The sequence below is a fragment of the Polaribacter sp. NJDZ03 genome (assembly GCF_019263805.1).
GTDB lineage: Bacteria > Bacteroidota > Bacteroidia > Flavobacteriales > Flavobacteriaceae > Polaribacter.
In genome coordinates, this window is sequence record NZ_CP079195.1 from 3,053,045 (window position 1) to 3,070,376 (window position 17,332).

A 17,332-nucleotide genomic window follows, 5' to 3' on the forward strand; every position below is an offset into this window, starting at 1 on the left:
TCTTATTAGAAAAGACAGAAAATGAAAGCGAAATTTCCTGAGTATAAAGGACTTGACTTACCAAAAGTAGCAGAAGAAATCTTAAGCTATTGGCAAGAAAATAACATCTTCGAAAAGAGTGTATCTTCTAGAGAAAATGCAAAACCTTTTGTGTTTTTTGAAGGACCTCCTTCTGCAAACGGACTTCCAGGAGTTCACCATGTTTTAGCAAGAGCTATTAAAGATATTTTTCCACGTTATAAAACCATGAAAGGTTTCCAGGTAAAGCGTAAAGCTGGTTGGGATACGCATGGTTTACCAATAGAATTGGGTGTAGAAAAAGAATTAGGAATTACCAAAGAAGATATTGGAAAAACCATTTCTGTAGAAGATTATAATGCAGCTTGTAGAAAAGCGGTGATGCGTTACACAGATATTTGGAATGATTTAACCAATAAAATGGGATACTGGGTAGATATGGAAGATCCATACATTACCTACGAACCTAAATATATGGAATCTGTTTGGTGGTTGCTAAAAGAGATTTACAACAAAAAATTAATTTATAAAGGGTATACAATTCAGCCATATTCGCCAAAAGCGGGTACGGGTTTAAGTTCTCATGAGCTGAATCAACCTGGTACATATCAAGATGTAACTGATACCACAATTGTTGCACAATTTAAAGCTGTAGAAAATACGCTTCCAGACTTTTTACAAAACGAAGGAACGGTTTATTTTATCGCTTGGACAACAACCCCTTGGACGTTGCCTTCTAATACTGCATTAACAGTTGGACCTAAAATAGAATATGTTTTAGTAGAAACGTTTAATCAATATACATTTGAACCTATCAAAGTAATTTTAGCTAAGAAATTAGTTGGAAAGCAATTTGCAGGTAAAAATAATGTTGAAGTAGCAACTACAGAAGAATTAAGTTCTTATAATTCTGGTGATAAAAAAATACCTTATCACGTTATAAAAGAATTTATTGGTAAAGATTTAGTTGATATTAAATACGAACCAGTTTTAGATTACTGTAGACCAAATGATAATCCGCAAGATGCTTTTAGGGTAATTTTAGGAGATTTTGTTACTACAGAAGACGGAACAGGAATTGTACATACAGCACCAACTTTTGGTCAAGATGATGCTTTGGTAGCAAAACAAGCGGTACCACCAATTCCGCCAATGTTGGTAAAAGATGAAAATGATAATTTAGTTCCTCTAGTAAATTTACAAGGTAAGTTTAGACCAGAAATGGGCGAGTTTGCAGGTAAATATGTAAAGAACGAATATTATCCTGATGGTGAAGCGCCAGAAAGATCTATTGATGTTGAGTTAGCGATTAAGTTAAAAACAGAAAATAAAGCTTTTAAGGTTGAGAAATACAAACACAGTTATCCAAATTGTTGGAGAACAGATAAACCAATTTTATATTATCCATTAGATTCTTGGTTTATTAAAGTAACTGATGTTAAAGACAGAATGCACAGTTTAAACAAAACTATTAACTGGAAACCTGAATCTACAGGAACTGGTCGTTTTGGAAACTGGTTGGCAAATGCAAACGATTGGAATTTATCTCGTTCTCGTTATTGGGGAATTCCATTACCAATCTGGAGAACAGAAGATGGTAAAGAAGAAATTTGTATTGGTTCTGTTAAAGAATTAAAAAGCGAAATGGCGAAAGCTGTTGAAGCAGGTGTTTTAGCAAAAGATATTTTTGAAGATTTTGAGGTTGATAACAATTCCGAAGAAAACTATGCGAAAATAGATTTGCATAAAAATATTGTTGATGAAATAGTATTAGTTTCAGCATCAGGACAACCAATGAAACGTGAAAGCGATTTAATTGACGTGTGGTTCGATTCTGGTTCTATGCCGTATGCGCAATGGCATTACCCGTTTGAAAACAAACAAAAAATTGATGGAAACGAATCTTTCCCTGCAGACTTTATTGCAGAAGGAGTAGATCAAACCAGAGGTTGGTTTTATACATTACATGCCATTGCAACAATGGTTTTTGATTCGGTTGCCTATAAAAATGTTGTTTCTAACGGTTTAGTTTTAGACAAAAACGGACATAAAATGTCTAAACGTCTAGGAAACGCAACAGATCCTTTTACAACATTATCAACTTATGGGGCAGATGCAACACGTTGGTACATGATTGCAAATGCAAATCCTTGGGACAATTTAAAATTCGATTTAGACGGAATAGAAGAGGTAAAACGTAAATTCTTCGGAACTTTATATAATACCTATTCGTTCTTTACTTTATATACAAATATTGATGGTTTTGCTTATGAAGAAGCAGATGTTGCTTTAGAAGATAGACCAGAAATAGACCGTTGGATTTTATCTGAATTACATACTTTAATTAATAAAGTAGATAAATTCTATGAAGAATACGAGCCAACGAGAGCTGCAAGAGCAATATCTGACTTTACACAAGATTACTTAAGTAACTGGTATGTGCGTTTAAGTAGAAGACGTTTTTGGAAAGGAACTTACGAAACAGATAAAATTTCTGCATATCAAACTTTGTACACTTGTATGAATACGATTGCAAAATTAGCATCGCCAATTGCGCCGTTCTTTATGGACAGATTGTATCAAGATTTAAACTCTGTAACTGGTAAAGAAACATCAGAAAGTATTCACTTATCAGATTTTCCTGTTTTTGATGCAAGTTTTGTAGATAAGAGCCTAGAGCGTAAAATGGAAAATGCACAAGTAATATCTTCTTTAGTTTTATCACTTAGAGCAAAAGAAAAGATTAAAGTGCGTCAGCCATTACAAAAAATAATGATTCCTGTTGATAATGAACAACAGAAAGAAGAAATTTTAGCGGTTGCAGATCTTATCAAAAATGAAGTAAACATTAAAGAAATTCAGATTTTAGATGATGCTTCAGATATCTTAATCAAACAAATAAAACCTAATTTTAAGACATTAGGTCCTAAGTTTGGAAAAGACATGCGTTTTATTGCTGCAGAGGTGCAAAAGTTTACCCAAGAAGATATTAACAAAATAGAAAAAGATAAAAACATTTCTCTTGAAGTTAATGGAAAAAATATTAATTTAGAACTCTCAGATGTAGAGATATCATCTAAAGATATAGAAGGGTGGTTAGTTGCAAATGAAGGAGCGTTAACAGTTGCTTTAGATGTTACCATAACAGAAGATTTGCGTAAAGAAGGAGTTGCCAGAGAATTGGTAAATAGAATCCAAAATGCACGTAAAGACACAGGTTTAGAAGTAACAGATAGAATAAAATTAACGGTTTTAAATTTCGAGAACTTACAAAAATCTATTACGGATAATAAAGACTACATAATGAGTGAAACATTAACCAAAGAATTGGTTTTTGTAGATGAATTAAAGGATGGTACAGAAATTGAGTTTGATACCATAAAAAGTAGAATATTAATCGAAAAAATGTAAGATTTATGTCAGACGTAAAACAAAAATATTCAGCGGAAGACTTACAAGAGTTTAAAGCAATTATAGATAAAAAAATAGCAAGAGCAAATGAAGATTTGATATTGTTAAAAGCTGCCTATAAAAATGATTCAGATAACGGTACAAATGATACTTCACATTCATTTAAATCTTTTGATGAAGGTTCTGAAGTGATGAACAAAGAAGCAAATGTTCAGTTAGCTATAAGACAAGAAAAGTTTATTAGAGACTTAAAAAATGCATTGTTACGTATAGAGAATAAGACGTATGGTGTTTGTAGAGTAACAGGTAAACTAATACAGAAAGAACGTTTAAGAATAGTACCTCATGCTACTTTAAGTATTGAAGCTAAACGTAAACAATAATAATTTTCTGATCATAATTAAAAAGCTTCTTTAGGGAAGCTTTTTTTTATTTTTATAATTTTAAGATTATGTCTTTTAAAACTCAACTGAAAATAGTGTTTTTCTTTTTATTAATTTCTGCTCCTGTTTTATCGCAAAAGAAAGTGGTAAAAAAGTTTGAAACTCAATTAAAAGCAATAGAAATTTCTACACATGGGTTAGATAGTTTTGTTATAGAAAATTCTGAGTCTAACTTTGTAGAAGTTTATTTAATTGCAGAAAATATAGCAGAACAACATATTATTTACAAAGAAGAATTTAACACTTTAAAGATTCAATTTGAAATACCAGAAAGTTTGCCAGCAGATAAGGTGTTTAGAAAATTTATAACAGAAAGGTTGCAAAGAGCAAGTGTAGTTCTTAAAATTCCAAGTAATAAAGAGGTTACTGTTTTTGGTGACGAAATAAATATTGAAGCTAAAAGTTACAAAGGAGGTTTAAATATTTTTATTGAAAAAGGAATTTTAAAATTACATACTATTTTTGCTAATTTAGAAGTAAGAATGTATGCTGGTAGCTTGTATGCTACATTAAATAATACAAATATTAATGTTGTTTCTAAAGCAGGTAAACTAAAAATTAACGATGTTTTAGTTGATAAAACATATCAGAAAAGAGTAGAAAAATCAGATAAAAAAGTGCTTGTAAATTCTATAAAAGCTAATATTTTCTTAACAACGAAATAAACACAATAATATTGTTATTTTTGTTACCACAAATTCAATACAAATGTCAAAAAAGAGTCTTGCTATTCTAATTATTTTTATCGCAATTATTTTAGATCAAGTAATTAAAATTTATGTAAAAACACACTTTATTTTAGGTGAAGAGGTAGTTGTTTTCGATTGGTTTAGAATCCATTTTACAGAAAATAATGGTATGGCAATGGGTTTTGAGTTTGGTGGTAAAGCAGGGAAACTCTTTTTAACCTTATTTAGGTTGGTTGCAGTATCCGGAATTATCTATTGGTTAATACAAAACATTAAAAAGAAAGTACACAATGCTGTAATTGTAGCCATTGCTTTAATTTTTTCTGGAGCAGTTGGTAATATCATAGATTCTGTTTTATACGGAGCTATTTTTGATGGTTCTAACCATAAAGTAGCAACACTATTTGCAGACAAACCTTATGGAGAGTTGTTTCATGGTAGAGTAGTAGATATGTTTTATTTTCCTTTATGGGAAGGCGTTCTGCCAGATTGGATACCTGTTATAGGAGGAGAAATGTTTACTTTTTTTCAATATATATTTAACCCTGCAGATGCTTTTATAAGTATTGGTGTAGCTTTATTATTTATTTTTAGTAAACAAGCTTTTCCTAAAGATGAGCCGGTTGTTTTAAAAGAATAATCTTTTACCTTTAAAGAAAGTTTAAGCCTATGAAACGCTTTCTAAAATACCTTGTTATTTTTTTTCTGGGATTTTTTATCGCCAAATATTGGTGTGATAGAAGCGAGAGAAATCATAAACAAGAAGAAATACAAGTAGTGGTTACCTCTATTAAAAATTTGAGTAAGCTAGTTGTTTCTAAAGGAATTTTTTCTGAAGTTTATAATTATTCAGATTCTAAAAAATACTTTTACGATTATCTTTCTTTTGATAAAAAAGCCATTGTAACTGTAAACGCTACGGTAGAGGTTGGTTATGATTTATCTAAATTAGAAATTCAAATAGATTCTTTAGGTAAGAAAATTTACATCAATAAAATACCGAAAGAAGAGGTTGTAATTTCACCAGATGTAAAATATTTCGACTTACAACAAAGTCAGTTTAATGCTTTTTCTAAGTATGATTTAAATAAAATCAACCAAAAAAGTATCGAACAAATCAAAAGAACTATAGAAGTTACCGATTTAAAAGAAAAAGCAAAAACAAGATTGTTTGAAGAGTTGTCTAAACTATATCAGCTCTCGGCTGTTTATAATTGGCAAGTTGTAGATAATACGGGTTCTGGTTTTTCGAAACAATTTAAAGATTAAATTGACCAATCTCCCCACATAGATTTAAAAGTTTCTCTAGTTTCATTTTCTTTTAAATGTTTTCCAAACCGTCCAAATATTCCTATTCTAGGTGTTGCATTTGTATTCATAGAACCATTGTGTAGAAGCATAGAATGCCATAATAAAACAGTACCTGGTTTTGCTGTAAATTGTATTGGTTTTCCAGATACAATTTCTTGGTATTTTTCTTGAATTTTATCTGCAGTTAGGTTTGAAATATCAAAATAATAATTTGGATTCTCTTTTATAAACTTCCATATTTTTTTATGACTCTTTGGCCAAAAAATAAAACAACCTCCATTTTTTTTTGTTTCAGTTCCATAAGCGGTGTAACCAATCATGAAACGCCAATTAAAATTTTTAGGAGTTAAATCTATATGAGCTAAGTTAGGAAGTGCCCATTTTTTTTTAGGGTTAGGAGCGTGGATAATAAATTGTTCCATACCTCCATCTATTGCTTTACCTGCTAATTGTTGTACAGCCTTTTTAATTTTAGGATGATTGTTAATTGTAATTTTTTTATTAGAAAATTTCAAAAAATTAACACTTTTTCCATTTCCTTTCTCTTTTAAAGGATAAGAAGTTGGTTTTGAAATATCAAGTCCGAAATAGTTTTCAAAATCAGAAAGCCATGTATCAGTAATCTTTTTTTCAATAATATCTTCTAAAATTAAATATCCGTTTTCTTTAAAAAAAACTATTTGCTCTTTTGATAAAGGTAAATTTGATTTGTTCATTTTAATAAATTTTTAGAAGTTCTTCTTCTTTAGGGAAATCATTAAAAGTTGCTTTTAATTCTTGAAGTAGATTAGGGTGAATTCTTTTTAAAAAATGACACATACTAATCCATTCATAAAAAACGCCTTTTTCACTTCTTTGTTTAGCCCATTTAAAATCGAAAGCAATAAGTTGATTGTTTTTAATTGCTAAATTTCTAGGATCCCCATTTCCTTTAAATAATCCTTTTTTTTGATACTCACCATACATTTCAACAAGTTGTTGTACTATATCTTTTGGCATTTTTTCTTTGTTTGCTAAAATGGTATATAAATCATTGTTAACAAACTCTTGAACAATACTCATTTCACTCTCATTATAATCAATTAATGTAGGAACATATTTACTGTTTTTAAGAATAGATAACCAATGCAGTTCATTAGCAAATAATTTTTGCATTTCTAAAACAGAATTTATTACTGGTTTTTTTCCAGAAACAGTTGTTCCATTTATATCATAAACACGTTTAAGTGTTTTTTTATCATTACTAATATAAATACTTAATAACGTGCCAACTGTAGCACCATTTTTAATATTAGTATTAGCTAATGGATGTTTGTATAAGTTCCATCTCATATTTTTTTTGTTTATCGTTTTTCCCTAAGGAAGTATAAAATCGAAACCCAGTTTTATAGGTTAGCATTGCAGAAATTGTTTGTAGGGTAGAAGATAATTGTATTCCTATTTTATTTACTTTTTGATTTTTTTCTAAAGAAGAAAACTCTTTTTCATAGTATCCAATAAACCCATTTGTGCTTTGGTTGTGTGTTAAAAAAGTTAAGGCGGTATTTATAGCTAATGAGTTTGGAGCATTAACGTAGGATAAAGCATTTAATACTCTACTTACTTGTTGTAAATTATAATCGCTACAAGCTGTTATTAAAAAAGCTTCTAAAATTGTAATTAATTTAAAAGGGTGGTTTGTAATAGAAACTAAACCATGATATGTTTTTTGTTCTATTTCATTTAAAAGAAAACCAATTTCTTTTTTTATCATAGTAGTAAAATTAGATGCTATTTTTAAAGAGAATGGTACGTGTTTACTACTAATATGTTGTTTGTTTGCAGTTGTTAAAAGTAAAAAAGAGGGAAGTAACTCTTTTGTGATTTTTTCAGAAGAAAGAACCTTATAATAGTCAATTATTAAATTTTTTAATCCTTTAGGATATTCTTCATTAACTTCAAAATAGACAATTGCATATTGTAATAATAATTGTAGGTTTTTTAGATTAACTTTTTCAGTTCTTTTTTTTTCAAACTCTTTTATTAAATGTTTAAATTCTTTTTGAATTTTTGTGTCTTTATAACTACAAATTGAAGCTAAAATAATTGCTGTTAAAGCGGTTTCTTTATCCGTATTATTTGTGTTTTTTATTGCAAAATAGAATCCTTTTTTAAGTACTTTTTGAAACGCCATAATTAATTTATTAAATATTCGTGTTCTAATAAACATGCAAATAAGCCAACTAGAGTTGGATGGTAGTTTACGTCAAAGACATCTTTATCATTTACCATTTCTCCTTTTTTCAATTTTTCTTGTATATACCTACTTGTAAAATCACCTTTCTTATTTTGTGCATTTAATAATTTTTGCCAACATTCTATAAACAAAGGATGGTTTCTGTAATTAAGATTATGACAGCAGATTAAAAGTTCTGCTAGTAAATCCCAATCTTCCTTTAATGCATATTTTATCATTAAATTACCAATATGTTCGGCTGTTTTATCTTTTTTATCTTCTAAAAGATGATCTATATTTTTATTTCCAAAATCAGTTAAATGAAATAAAATATGCGTTAAAGCATATACATCAATATCTCTTATGTGAATTAAATTTGGAAGGTGATACAAACTAGAAGTTTTGTACATCTGATCATAAGAAGCCATATTATGTTTAAAACCTCCAAAGTCTAATTGATATTTAAAATCTATTTGGTTCCAAGCAGTTCGTTCAATGCAATCCATAAAGTTTGCATCTATAATGTTTTGTAATAATTGTTTATAGTCTTTAAATTCTATTTTCATACTATACAAACCATTGTATAACATTAAATAGAAAGGGAAAAGATTAAGATCTCTTGTAATACCTCTGTAAAAATCTTTAGAATTACAAATTTCTTTTATAAAGGAGATGATTTTTTTTGCTCGATAGTCTTCTTTATAAGAAGTATTTCTGCTAAGAATTAACAATGTTATTGCAAGTTCTCCTAAACGTTTTCTTTGCATATCTAAATTCGGATTTTTTTCTACATCATTACTATTTATATTAAAGTAATGCAGATTATTATTTATCCAAGTAAGACTTTTATCAATCGATATTTCTAATTGTTGTTTCATGTTTTATAATAAAGAAGAGTATTCTTATTGAATACTCTTCTTTATAAGAATTAGTGAGATACAAAAAATCCTGGAGAAATAATTGCTGTCATAACAATTGGATTTCCTTTTTGGTCTCCTTTACTAGCTAGGTTAGAAGCAAAATCTGCAAATTGCTCTAAGTTTGTTACTCCTTCTTTTTTTAATGCATCTAAAACTGCTTGTTTTGAATTTGTGCTCATAATATATAATTTAAAATATTTCCTACTCTATATAGCTTTTCGGATTCGGCTATTCTTAAAAGGTATTAAGAACACTGTAAAATTACCGAGAAAGTATCCTTTATTTTAGAGTACAAATACTGATTTATCTAAAAGGGTGAAAGTACCCATATTAAAAAAGGCCATCAAAAAATTAATTTGACAGCCTTTATAATAAGTAGTTTAAAGTAAAAAAGGTTGCCAAATTTGACAACCTTTTTATAATTAGTATTACAATCCCCCCAACTGTAATACTTTATTTTTAGAACCCAGTACCTGGAGCTTCCATACTTGAAGCTTGCGCTTTCTGTGGGTTTAGAATTAAGTAAGTTCCTAAGGCAGTTAATGCAGCGTATTTACCGTAATTCCCTATTTTTTTAATTGCTTGCTTACGAGTAATTTCTTGAGCAATATCCTGAGTATTTCCGTTTTGTTTTTTCATGATGTTTTGTCTTTAAAATTATCGTTATTATTCTAAAATTATTTTTTTATTCAATTTTCCGTTTTCAGTTTCTAACTGAACAATATAAACTCCTTTAGCTAATTTTGGTAGCGCTATTTCTGAAACACCTTGAGATTTAAAAGATGTTCTTAATACTTGCTTTCCTAAAATATTAAATAGTTTTATTGATGCGTTATCACTTTGTAAACCTGCAATTTTTAAAGTAGTATTATTTGTTTTATAGATACTAATATTGTCTAGAGTTGCATTTTTATCAATACTTAGTACACTGTTGGTTGTATAGATGTAAAAACGACCAATTCCGTTTAAAGCTTCTGTTAAAGTAATTTTATAAGTATTGTTAGCTTCATCTAAACGTGTAAACGTATTTGTTAATCTATCTTCTAAAAATATTTTAAGATCAGCATCAAAGTTAGTCGTATTTAAAGAGAATGTAATTTCTTTATCTGCATCAGCTTTAATTCCTACAGGAACTGCCATATCCGCATAACCTGAGTTTGGTAAAGCTTGTATAGCAAAATCTATACCCTCACTATTACTTACTAGATGAGTGTAGACTTTAAAATTAGAGCTAGTTCCAGTAAATGTACCAACATCAGAACCCACATCTAATCCTGTGGTTTTATTTTTAATATATCTTAATTTGGTTAATGAGTTATTAGTTCCATCAGAAAGATTTAAGATTATTTCTGGATAACTTGTACCACTTTTCAAAAAGATGTTTCCTGTTTGATGAGTTTCCATTGCTTCAGTAAAACTTACTGAAGTTCCGCCTGCATCTGGAGCATGAACAAAGAATCCTTGTCCGGGAGCAATATAGAAAGCAGCGTCGTCTACAGACTTTTCTAAATAAGCAGAACCATCCCATAAATATAAACCTGCTCTAGAAGGATCTAAGTTACCAGCATCAATATTTACTTTCAAAAAGTTATTCGTTACATCAGCGGCATTACTACCATTTAATGATGCTGTAAAAGGATTTCCTACTAAATTCCATCTATTTCCTGCAGGGTTATCTCCTCCATCAGTAATTGGAAAAATTTTATCAGTAGTATTTAAAGTTCCAGAGAAATTTAAAGTACCATTTGTGGTTTTTTGTATAGAATATCCTTTACCTGCAGTAAACGTACCAGCACTAGCAATATTATTTGTTCCGGCTGCCGTAGTATAGTAGTTCCAACGAGAAGCACTTACAACGTTATTTACATAAGGAGCAATTGCATATTTATTATCATTAGTACTAACATTTCCAGTAAAAGTACTAATATTTCTGCCTGAAATTGGAGCAGATATTAAATGCCAGTTTGTAGATAAATATCTGTGATAATCAATATTACTAATTCCTGTATGATTTCCTTTAACAATTAAAGAACCATTGGAAGCAGCATTTGATAATATATTTAATGTTCCATTTTGATTAAGATTTCCATTAATTGTAATTGATGTAGAGCCAAGTATATTAAAAGATCCACCTATACTAATACTTAAATCGTTAACTGTAACATTGCTCATGTCTAAATTAATACTATTATATGATACATTAACATTATCTGTCCTAATTGGTAACCTACCTAAAGACCAATTACTAAGCACAGACCAATTTCCACTAGCTACCAAATATGAATTTATTTGATTTGCTTGGGATGTGAAATTTAAAGAAGTTGCATCAGCAATACCTACATAATTATTATTAAGCGCATCTTTAAAAGCGGTATTATCTATTTGAATGTAATAGCCTGTATTTAAATCAAAATCAGCAGAAGGATTAATGGTAGCAGTATTTGTACTTACAGTAATAGTAGCTGTAGTAACGTCTATTGTTTCAACAGTACTGTTGTCCAACGTTTTTTTGATTAGTATATTACCTGTTCCTTTACTAATATTCTCATTAAATGTTAATTCTATGTTTTGAGAAATAGTAATCTCTGTAGAATCATCTGCAGGATTAGAAGAAGTTAAAGTAGGTCCATTGTTATCTAAAGTATATGTTTCATCAGTAGCTGGTTCTGCATTAGATAAAGAATTACCAGCAAGGTCTGTAATCGAAACTCCACCATTAAAATTTAAACCTACATTACTATTTAATGCTGCTAAGTTTCCACCAGATATCGTTACATCATAAGTAGAAGCTGTTACTTGAAGTACACCAATAGCAGATCCTGATGGGCCTGTAACGGCAAAATCTGCTGCTCCAACTCCTGTAACATCTGAATCAAAAGTTACTAAAAATGTTAAGACGTCTGCATTAGTAGTTTGAGTTGTTGGTGTTTTTCTTGTGAAGCTTGTTGTAGAAGGTGCATTACCATCAATAACAATTGCTTTATTATCTCCTAAAGAATTTGTAGCTCCAGGAGTTGGTAATGTTAAAATTGCATCTTTACTACCAGCATCTTGAATACTTGTTCCTGCAGTAAGTGAGTTTGTAGCTAGATAATCTAAATCTGCACTTGAATCTCCTACCTGTACAGTATAATTAAATTGTAAAGTAGAAGTACCACTACCTGTACCATTATAGTTTATGGTTCTATCTGTTGTACCAGTTTCTAATGTGATTTGTGGCGTACCAGTAACTGTAACATTTTCATTAAAAGTTACGGTTACAATAACATTGTCGCCTGCTTTATAAGTTCCGTTTGTAGTTGTTGCACTAACACTAGTTACTGTTGGTGCTACTGCACTTGAAATAACTGTAGTTGTGTTATCTGTATCTGTGTCTGTACCATCATTAATAACAACTGTAAAAGTTGTAGTTTCTGATGTTAAACTTCTATTATCTGTAGGGTTAAAACTTAACGCTCTTAATTTTGCTTGTAAGTCTGCAGGGGTAGTACTTGCAATAGCATAAGGACCTGTACCTGTTAAACCTGTACCAGACAAAACACCTTTAGCATTATCATCTAAAGTAATTGTTGCAGATAGGTTATCTCCATCTGCATCTGTGGTTGTAATAGCTGAAAAAGGAGACAAAGTACTATTGTCATTTACGGCTTGACCAGCAGAGGTACCAGCTATTACTGGGGCAGTGTTTGAAACAGAACTTTCAAGGGTAAACTGATCAAACCCAAATTCTTCTCCACTACTATCAGAACTTACCGTAATTCTTAAATCTAAAGTAGTTCCTGTACCTGCTAAATCAAATTGATGCTGAGTTAGTGCAGGTGTTAGTTTTGCTCCATCTCCATTTCCATTTAAATTTGTGTCTACCCTAATGTAACCATTGTTTCCTGAAATACTCAAATCGCTTTCAAAAGCTAATCCTTTTGTATAACTTCTCCCATCTATTCGATATTCAATAATCATATTATCATCACTTTCAAAATTGGTGCCATCTCTAGCTCCAAAAAGACCTTTAAAAACTAAATTAGATTTTCCAGAAATGTTAATCCCTGCAAAGTTAATAACATCTGGGTTACCAATACAATTGTCAAGGTCTTCTGCTCTCCAATAATGTCCAGAATAATTAGAGAATATTTCTGTCAATCCATTTACAGGATCGATAGATAAATTTGTTCTAAAAAAGTAATCACCAGATCCACAAAAAGCCCCATTTACAGTGTCTCCATGATTTGAAGCACTTCTTGTACCACTAGTTGGTGATGGACCGTCGAAAGTATCTGTCCAAAAGGTTTGCGCATAGTTATTGTTTACTAAAGCAAGACTAAATATTGCTGTTAGTATAAGTGTAATTTTTTTCATGTTTTTTATTTTTTAGGCTAAAAATAAAGTTGATTAATTAGCTATTTAATTCATTTTCAAACATATACTTTTAATAAATAAATTACTATAGGTATAAATACCTGTTTTTTAAATTAGGGTTTATATAAAGAATATAACAGTAAAAGTCAGATTTTAGAATCTGACTTTTACATAACTACTTTTTAAGAAAATTAACTTCTTGAGGGAAAAATACCTTGCATACAAATAATATAATTTAGTCCTAAAAACGGTTGCATGTTATTAATATTTTGGCCAGCTCCAGTAAGGCCAACGGTAACTTCACCACTAATATTAGTTATAGGTGCTGTAAATGGTTTTAAAGTAGTGTCTGCGGCACTATTAGTATAAAGATTCATCTCTGTTCCAGCTGTATTTTCAGCTTTAGCTAAAACAGCAGTATTACTAGGGTCAGGAGAATCTCCTGTATCATCAAATGCTGGAATAGCAATAGTAGCAGTTGCAGAACCTGTGCTTGTTAATACTGCAGCATGCGTATGAGGAGGCATTTGAGTAACATTAAGAACATTATGTTCTGTACCGTCTTTTTCCCCTAATCTTCTAGGAGTTAACCCAGGACCATTTCCTAGGCCTACAGGAACTCTACTTCTTAAGTCTGGTAAACCAAAAGTAGTTCTACCATCTCCACCATAAGTGGTTCCTAAAATTGAAAATAAAGCTGTGTTTGAGTTAATTGCTAATAATTGTCCTTCACAAAAAGCCCATCCTCTTGGGGCAAAATCTCCTGCAAATATTTTAATAATTCCTATATATTCGTCCATGTTGTTAATTTTTATTAGTTAATAATAAGTTCTGGTATTCTAATACGAATCATTGTACCTTTTTTTGTGCTAAGGTGTACAGTTCCTATATGATCTATAATAGCAATTAACTCTCCTCCTCCTTCATATCTGTAATATGCTTCAGAGCTTTGGGTTCTTATTAGAACACCCCAAGTTTCTTTAGGTAAAGGGTAGCCTTCTAGTTTTTTATCTCCTAAATCAATAAAGTTAATTTCTCCCATACCAGGAACCATTAAAAACAGAGAGCCTCGTCTCTTTATTTCCCAGGTTTTGCCTTTTTTTACTGTCACTCCATTAGAAACGCCAAGGTCTGAGATGTAGTTATTTGTTACATTTAGTGTATACATAATAATTGGAATTTTGATTAAACATTTCTTCAAATGTAAGGGCAACATTTAGAGTATGTAAGAGGGGAAGTAACCAAAAAAAAATCCAAGTATAAATACTTGGATTTTTAATAATTGTAATGAAAGTAGATTCTTTAAATATTGAAATCGGGTGAAATTTCTATTAATTTTTTTTGAATACCGTAAATAACCAAACCTGCAACATTTTTAGAGTGTGTTTTTAAAAGGAGGTTGTTTCTATGACCTTCTACAGTTCTTGGGCTAATAAATAGTTTTTCTCCAATTTCTGCAGTGGTGTATTGCTCGCAAATTAATTCTAAAACATCTATTTCTCTTTTAGAAAGTAGTTTTTTGTCTAAGTCGCTTTTTATACGTTTTCCACTAGATGAGATAATATTTTCTTGAATAATTTTTAATACTTTATCATCATAATAAAACCCTTTTTTAAACACTTCATTTACTGTATGAATTACCATCTTAGGACTTGTATTTTTAAGTAGGTAAGAAGATGCGCCAACATCTATCATGTTGGTGATAAATGATTTTCCATCAAAACTAGTCAATGCAATTATTTTAATTTCTGGATGTGTTTGATGAATAATTTTAGTAGCCTCCACACCATTTAATTCTGGCATTTTTAGATCCATTAAAATAATATCGGGTTTCTCTTCTGAATAGGATATAAAATCTATTAATTTTTTACCGTTTTCTGCCTCATAAGTAATATTAAAATTAGTTTCTCTTTCTAATAAAAAACGAATTCCTTTTCTAAAAAGCTCTTCATCATCGGCAATTATAATATTAATTTTTTGCATATTCTGGGGGTTGTATTACAATTAAAATGTTAAATCCTTTACCTACTTCACTTCCAATATTATATTTTCCGTTTAATAAAGAAACCCTACTTTCTATATTTTTCATTCCAAGACCTTTTTTATTATTTTTATCATCAGAATTAAAACCGATGCCATTATCTGTATAGCTAAAAATTAGTCGATTGTCTTTTTGAGAAATATTTATAGTACTATTATTAGCTTTACCATGTCTTACAGAGTTATTAATTAATTCTTGAGTAATTCTAAATAAATGTAATTCGTTTTGTGGGTTTAAAAGTTTGTTGGTGTAATTTATATTGTATTTAATACTAATTTTTTTACTGTTATTAAAGGAGTCAGCTAGTTCTTCTACTGCGTCTTTAAAGCCAAATTCTTCTAGTATTGGTGGTAAAAGATTGTGTGCAATTTTACGAGCACTTTCTAAGGTTTTATCTGTAGCTTCTAAAATACCGTTGTTAACAGTTATGTACTCTTCTGGCGTTAAATCTCCATCTTTTAAAAGGTTTGCATTTAAGTTAATTACATTTAGTTTAGAGCTAATATCATCATGTAAATCTTGTGCAATGCGTTTGCGTTCCTCTTCTTGAGTTATAATAATAGACTGTATAATTTCTTTTTGATGGTTTACTTCTAGGTTTCTTTTCTCTAGTTCTTTATCCACTATTTTTTTTCTAGAGAAGAAGAAAAATAACAGGAATGCAACTCCCATTAGAAGAAGTAATAAAACACCTATTAAAACGATAACTATCACTTGGTTTTCTTTAGTAAGCAATTCTTCCATAAAGGGGTTTTGAAAAGTAAAACCAAAATTACGGAAAAATAAGTTTACGGTAAAAATAGTAGTTTATCTTAAGTTTTTAAGATGTTTATGGAAAAACAGGGGTTTATACTTGTTTTTTAAAATGGATAAAACTTGGTTTTTTTATCGGTTTTCTAAAGTTTTTGTACCATTCCACAAAAACCATAATCTGAAAAATAAGGTATAAAAAAGCATTAAACTGCCAGACATAAAATTTTAATTCTCTAGACCCTATGTTTCCTAACGTAAAAATAAGTGTGCTGCATAGGGTGTATACAAAGAAACCAGAGTTAAAGTAAATATATTTTTTGTCTATATTGTTGTCTATTTTTTTTACAAAAAAGAAAAAACTATAAACTAATAAAGGTATGGATGTAATTGCAATTTCTAAAACATTCCATTTTTTTAGTGTTTCTGGAAAGTTGTATAAATATGTAATAAAAGAGAATGCTATTAAGAAGGTTAAAAGCCTAATTAACTTTTTAAAGTTATATAAAGTAGAAAAGAAGAAACTTAAAAAAATAAACTGACCAATAAAGAAATAATGACTTAGAAAGAGGTTGTTTATTCTTAAGGAACTTAAAAAACTAGAATAAATTTGAACAAAAACGCATAGCATTAAATACATAATAAAGTATTTTAATGCTTTGTGTTTTTTATTATAACTTATAATAAATGCTAGGGTATTTATTATTAAAAAAAAGTACCCAGCATTTACAATAAAATCATCTAAACTCATAATAATCAGTTTAGTTTAAAGGGCTCTCATTATCGCATTTGTCTGGACAAGGAGATGTTAAATCATAAATATCACCACTATCTTTATCTAAATTTTTGCCATCTTTAGAAGAAATCATATCTTTTCCGTTAGCATCTACACCAACAATAATTAATTTTTCTTCAAAAACAATTTCTCCTTCTATTTTCTGTTTATGAACGCCTAAATAAGCCCTTACTGTTACGGCTCCTTCTGCAATAGCTTCTTTTAAATCTTCTAATGGAATGTTAAAAGCTCTACAGTCTTGGTGGGCATTATAAGTACCTTCCATTTTGCGCCATCTATTAGTCCATCTTTTAGCGGTTTGTAAAGAAATTGTATTTTTTTTAGTCATGTAATAGGTATTAGTTATTTATAAATAATGTTAGTTAGGCTTTAAAAGTATAGA

The 17,332-nt window shown here is 29.8% G+C and carries 18 protein-coding genes; 5 read left to right on the forward strand and 13 right to left on the reverse strand.

All coding sequences use genetic code 11. The features are described from left to right. The first annotated feature begins 21 nt into the window (after positions 1-21). The 5 genes from ileS to KV700_RS13050 all read left to right on the forward strand — a co-directional run bounded on the left by ileS (position 22) and on the right by KV700_RS13050 (position 5,830). Entirely contained in the window at positions 22-3,429 is a 3,408-nt protein-coding gene (gene ileS, locus KV700_RS13030; protein WP_218598139.1) for an isoleucine--tRNA ligase, read from the forward strand. A gap of 5 nt (positions 3,430-3,434) precedes the next feature. Further along, entirely contained in the window at positions 3,435-3,812 is a 378-nt protein-coding gene (locus KV700_RS13035) for a TraR/DksA C4-type zinc finger protein (RefSeq protein WP_166387554.1), read from the forward strand. Positions 3,813-3,880: 68 nt separating this feature from the next. Further along, entirely contained in the window at positions 3,881-4,537 is a 657-nt protein-coding gene (locus tag KV700_RS13040) for a hypothetical protein (RefSeq protein WP_218598140.1), read from the forward strand. 43 nt (positions 4,538-4,580) lie between these two features. Beyond that, positions 4,581-5,201 (forward strand): lipoprotein signal peptidase, encoded by a 621-nt coding sequence (locus KV700_RS13045; RefSeq protein WP_218598141.1) that lies wholly within the window; start codon positions 4,581-4,583, stop codon positions 5,199-5,201. A gap of 158 nt (positions 5,202-5,359) precedes the next feature. Next, positions 5,360-5,830 carry a DUF4230 domain-containing protein gene (locus KV700_RS13050; RefSeq protein ID WP_218598142.1) on the forward strand — a complete coding sequence of 157 codons (471 nt, stop codon included), beginning with the start codon at positions 5,360-5,362 and terminating at the stop codon, positions 5,828-5,830. Here KV700_RS13050 and KV700_RS13055 read toward each other — a convergent pair. The 13 genes from KV700_RS13055 to KV700_RS13115 all read right to left on the reverse strand — a co-directional run bounded on the left by KV700_RS13055 (position 5,827) and on the right by KV700_RS13115 (position 17,278). After that, a complete protein-coding gene (locus tag KV700_RS13055) occupies positions 5,827-6,588 on the reverse strand; it encodes a phytanoyl-CoA dioxygenase family protein (protein WP_218598143.1) in 762 nt (253 codons plus the stop codon). The two genes, KV700_RS13050 and KV700_RS13055, sit on opposite strands and share 4 nt — an antisense overlap. Before the next feature lies 1 nt (position 6,589). Next, on the reverse strand, positions 6,590-7,204 hold the full coding sequence (locus tag KV700_RS13060) for a hypothetical protein (protein ID WP_218598144.1): 615 nt from the start codon (positions 7,202-7,204) through the stop codon (positions 6,590-6,592). Next, positions 7,170-8,045, reverse strand: coding sequence for a hypothetical protein (locus tag KV700_RS13065; RefSeq protein ID WP_218598145.1), 876 nt, complete (start codon positions 8,043-8,045; stop codon positions 7,170-7,172). Before KV700_RS13065 ends, KV700_RS13060 begins: the two co-directional genes overlap by 35 nt. A 2-nt stretch (positions 8,046-8,047) precedes the next feature. After that, positions 8,048-8,965, reverse strand: a complete 918-nt coding sequence (locus tag KV700_RS13070) for a hypothetical protein (RefSeq protein WP_203393199.1) — start codon at positions 8,963-8,965, stop codon at positions 8,048-8,050. Positions 8,966-9,015: 50 nt separating this feature from the next. Then, positions 9,016-9,186, reverse strand: a complete 171-nt coding sequence (locus tag KV700_RS13075; RefSeq protein ID WP_203393198.1) for a hypothetical protein — start codon at positions 9,184-9,186, stop codon at positions 9,016-9,018. A 280-nt stretch (positions 9,187-9,466) separates the two neighbouring features. Next, entirely contained in the window at positions 9,467-9,646 is a 180-nt protein-coding gene (locus tag KV700_RS13080; RefSeq protein ID WP_218598146.1) for a hypothetical protein, read from the reverse strand. 27 nt (positions 9,647-9,673) lie between these two features. Next, a complete protein-coding gene (locus tag KV700_RS13085) occupies positions 9,674-13,363 on the reverse strand; it encodes an Ig-like domain-containing protein (protein WP_218598147.1) in 3,690 nt (1,229 codons plus the stop codon). A 191-nt stretch (positions 13,364-13,554) separates the two neighbouring features. Continuing rightward, positions 13,555-14,163 carry a phage tail protein gene (locus KV700_RS13090; RefSeq protein WP_218598148.1) on the reverse strand — a complete coding sequence of 203 codons (609 nt, stop codon included), beginning with the start codon at positions 14,161-14,163 and terminating at the stop codon, positions 13,555-13,557. A gap of 14 nt (positions 14,164-14,177) precedes the next feature. Continuing rightward, entirely contained in the window at positions 14,178-14,531 is a 354-nt protein-coding gene (locus tag KV700_RS13095) for a hypothetical protein (RefSeq protein ID WP_218598149.1), read from the reverse strand. 134 nt (positions 14,532-14,665) lie between these two features. After that, positions 14,666-15,346 (reverse strand): response regulator transcription factor, encoded by a 681-nt coding sequence (locus KV700_RS13100; RefSeq protein ID WP_218598150.1) that lies wholly within the window; start codon positions 15,344-15,346, stop codon positions 14,666-14,668. After that, positions 15,333-16,148 (reverse strand): sensor histidine kinase, encoded by an 816-nt coding sequence (locus KV700_RS13105; protein ID WP_218598151.1) that lies wholly within the window; start codon positions 16,146-16,148, stop codon positions 15,333-15,335. Before KV700_RS13105 ends, KV700_RS13100 begins: the two co-directional genes overlap by 14 nt. A 103-nt stretch (positions 16,149-16,251) precedes the next feature. Then, the gene (locus tag KV700_RS13110) at positions 16,252-16,905 is read right to left on the reverse strand and encodes a hypothetical protein (RefSeq protein WP_203393192.1); all 654 of its coding nucleotides are present in this window, start codon (positions 16,903-16,905) and stop codon (positions 16,252-16,254) included. Positions 16,906-16,915: 10 nt separating this feature from the next. Beyond that, positions 16,916-17,278 carry a hypothetical protein gene (locus KV700_RS13115; RefSeq protein WP_203393191.1) on the reverse strand — a complete coding sequence of 121 codons (363 nt, stop codon included), beginning with the start codon at positions 17,276-17,278 and terminating at the stop codon, positions 16,916-16,918. Positions 17,279-17,332 lie beyond the last annotated feature (54 nt).

Bases quoted from the DNA above. Each gene is read 5' to 3' on its own strand.
- KV700_RS13040 (WP_218598140.1), top strand. From the start codon at position 3,881: ATGTCTTTTAAAACTCAACTGAAAATAGTGTTTTTCTTTTTATTAATT.
- KV700_RS13035 (WP_166387554.1), top strand. From the start codon at position 3,435: ATGTCAGACGTAAAACAAAAATATTCAGCGGAAGACTTACAAGAGTTT.
- KV700_RS13085 (WP_218598147.1), bottom strand. From the start codon at position 13,363: ATGAAAAAAATTACACTTATACTAACAGCAATATTTAGTCTTGCTTTA.
- KV700_RS13080 (WP_218598146.1), bottom strand. From the start codon at position 9,646: ATGAAAAAACAAAACGGAAATACTCAGGATATTGCTCAAGAAATTACT.
- KV700_RS13095 (WP_218598149.1), bottom strand. From the start codon at position 14,531: ATGTATACACTAAATGTAACAAATAACTACATCTCAGACCTTGGCGTT.
- KV700_RS13090 (WP_218598148.1), bottom strand. From the start codon at position 14,163: ATGGACGAATATATAGGAATTATTAAAATATTTGCAGGAGATTTTGCC.
- KV700_RS13070 (WP_203393199.1), bottom strand. From the start codon at position 8,965: ATGAAACAACAATTAGAAATATCGATTGATAAAAGTCTTACTTGGATA.
- KV700_RS13115 (WP_203393191.1), bottom strand. From the start codon at position 17,278: ATGACTAAAAAAAATACAATTTCTTTACAAACCGCTAAAAGATGGACT.
- KV700_RS13060 (WP_218598144.1), bottom strand. From the start codon at position 7,204: ATGAGATGGAACTTATACAAACATCCATTAGCTAATACTAATATTAAA.
- KV700_RS13105 (WP_218598151.1), bottom strand. From the start codon at position 16,148: ATGGAAGAATTGCTTACTAAAGAAAACCAAGTGATAGTTATCGTTTTA.
- KV700_RS13100 (WP_218598150.1), bottom strand. From the start codon at position 15,346: ATGCAAAAAATTAATATTATAATTGCCGATGATGAAGAGCTTTTTAGA.
- KV700_RS13045 (WP_218598141.1), top strand. From the start codon at position 4,581: ATGTCAAAAAAGAGTCTTGCTATTCTAATTATTTTTATCGCAATTATT.
- KV700_RS13110 (WP_203393192.1), bottom strand. From the start codon at position 16,905: ATGAGTTTAGATGATTTTATTGTAAATGCTGGGTACTTTTTTTTAATA.
- ileS (WP_218598139.1), top strand. From the start codon at position 22: ATGAAAGCGAAATTTCCTGAGTATAAAGGACTTGACTTACCAAAAGTA.
- KV700_RS13075 (WP_203393198.1), bottom strand. From the start codon at position 9,186: ATGAGCACAAATTCAAAACAAGCAGTTTTAGATGCATTAAAAAAAGAA.
- KV700_RS13065 (WP_218598145.1), bottom strand. From the start codon at position 8,045: ATGGCGTTTCAAAAAGTACTTAAAAAAGGATTCTATTTTGCAATAAAA.
- KV700_RS13055 (WP_218598143.1), bottom strand. From the start codon at position 6,588: ATGAACAAATCAAATTTACCTTTATCAAAAGAGCAAATAGTTTTTTTT.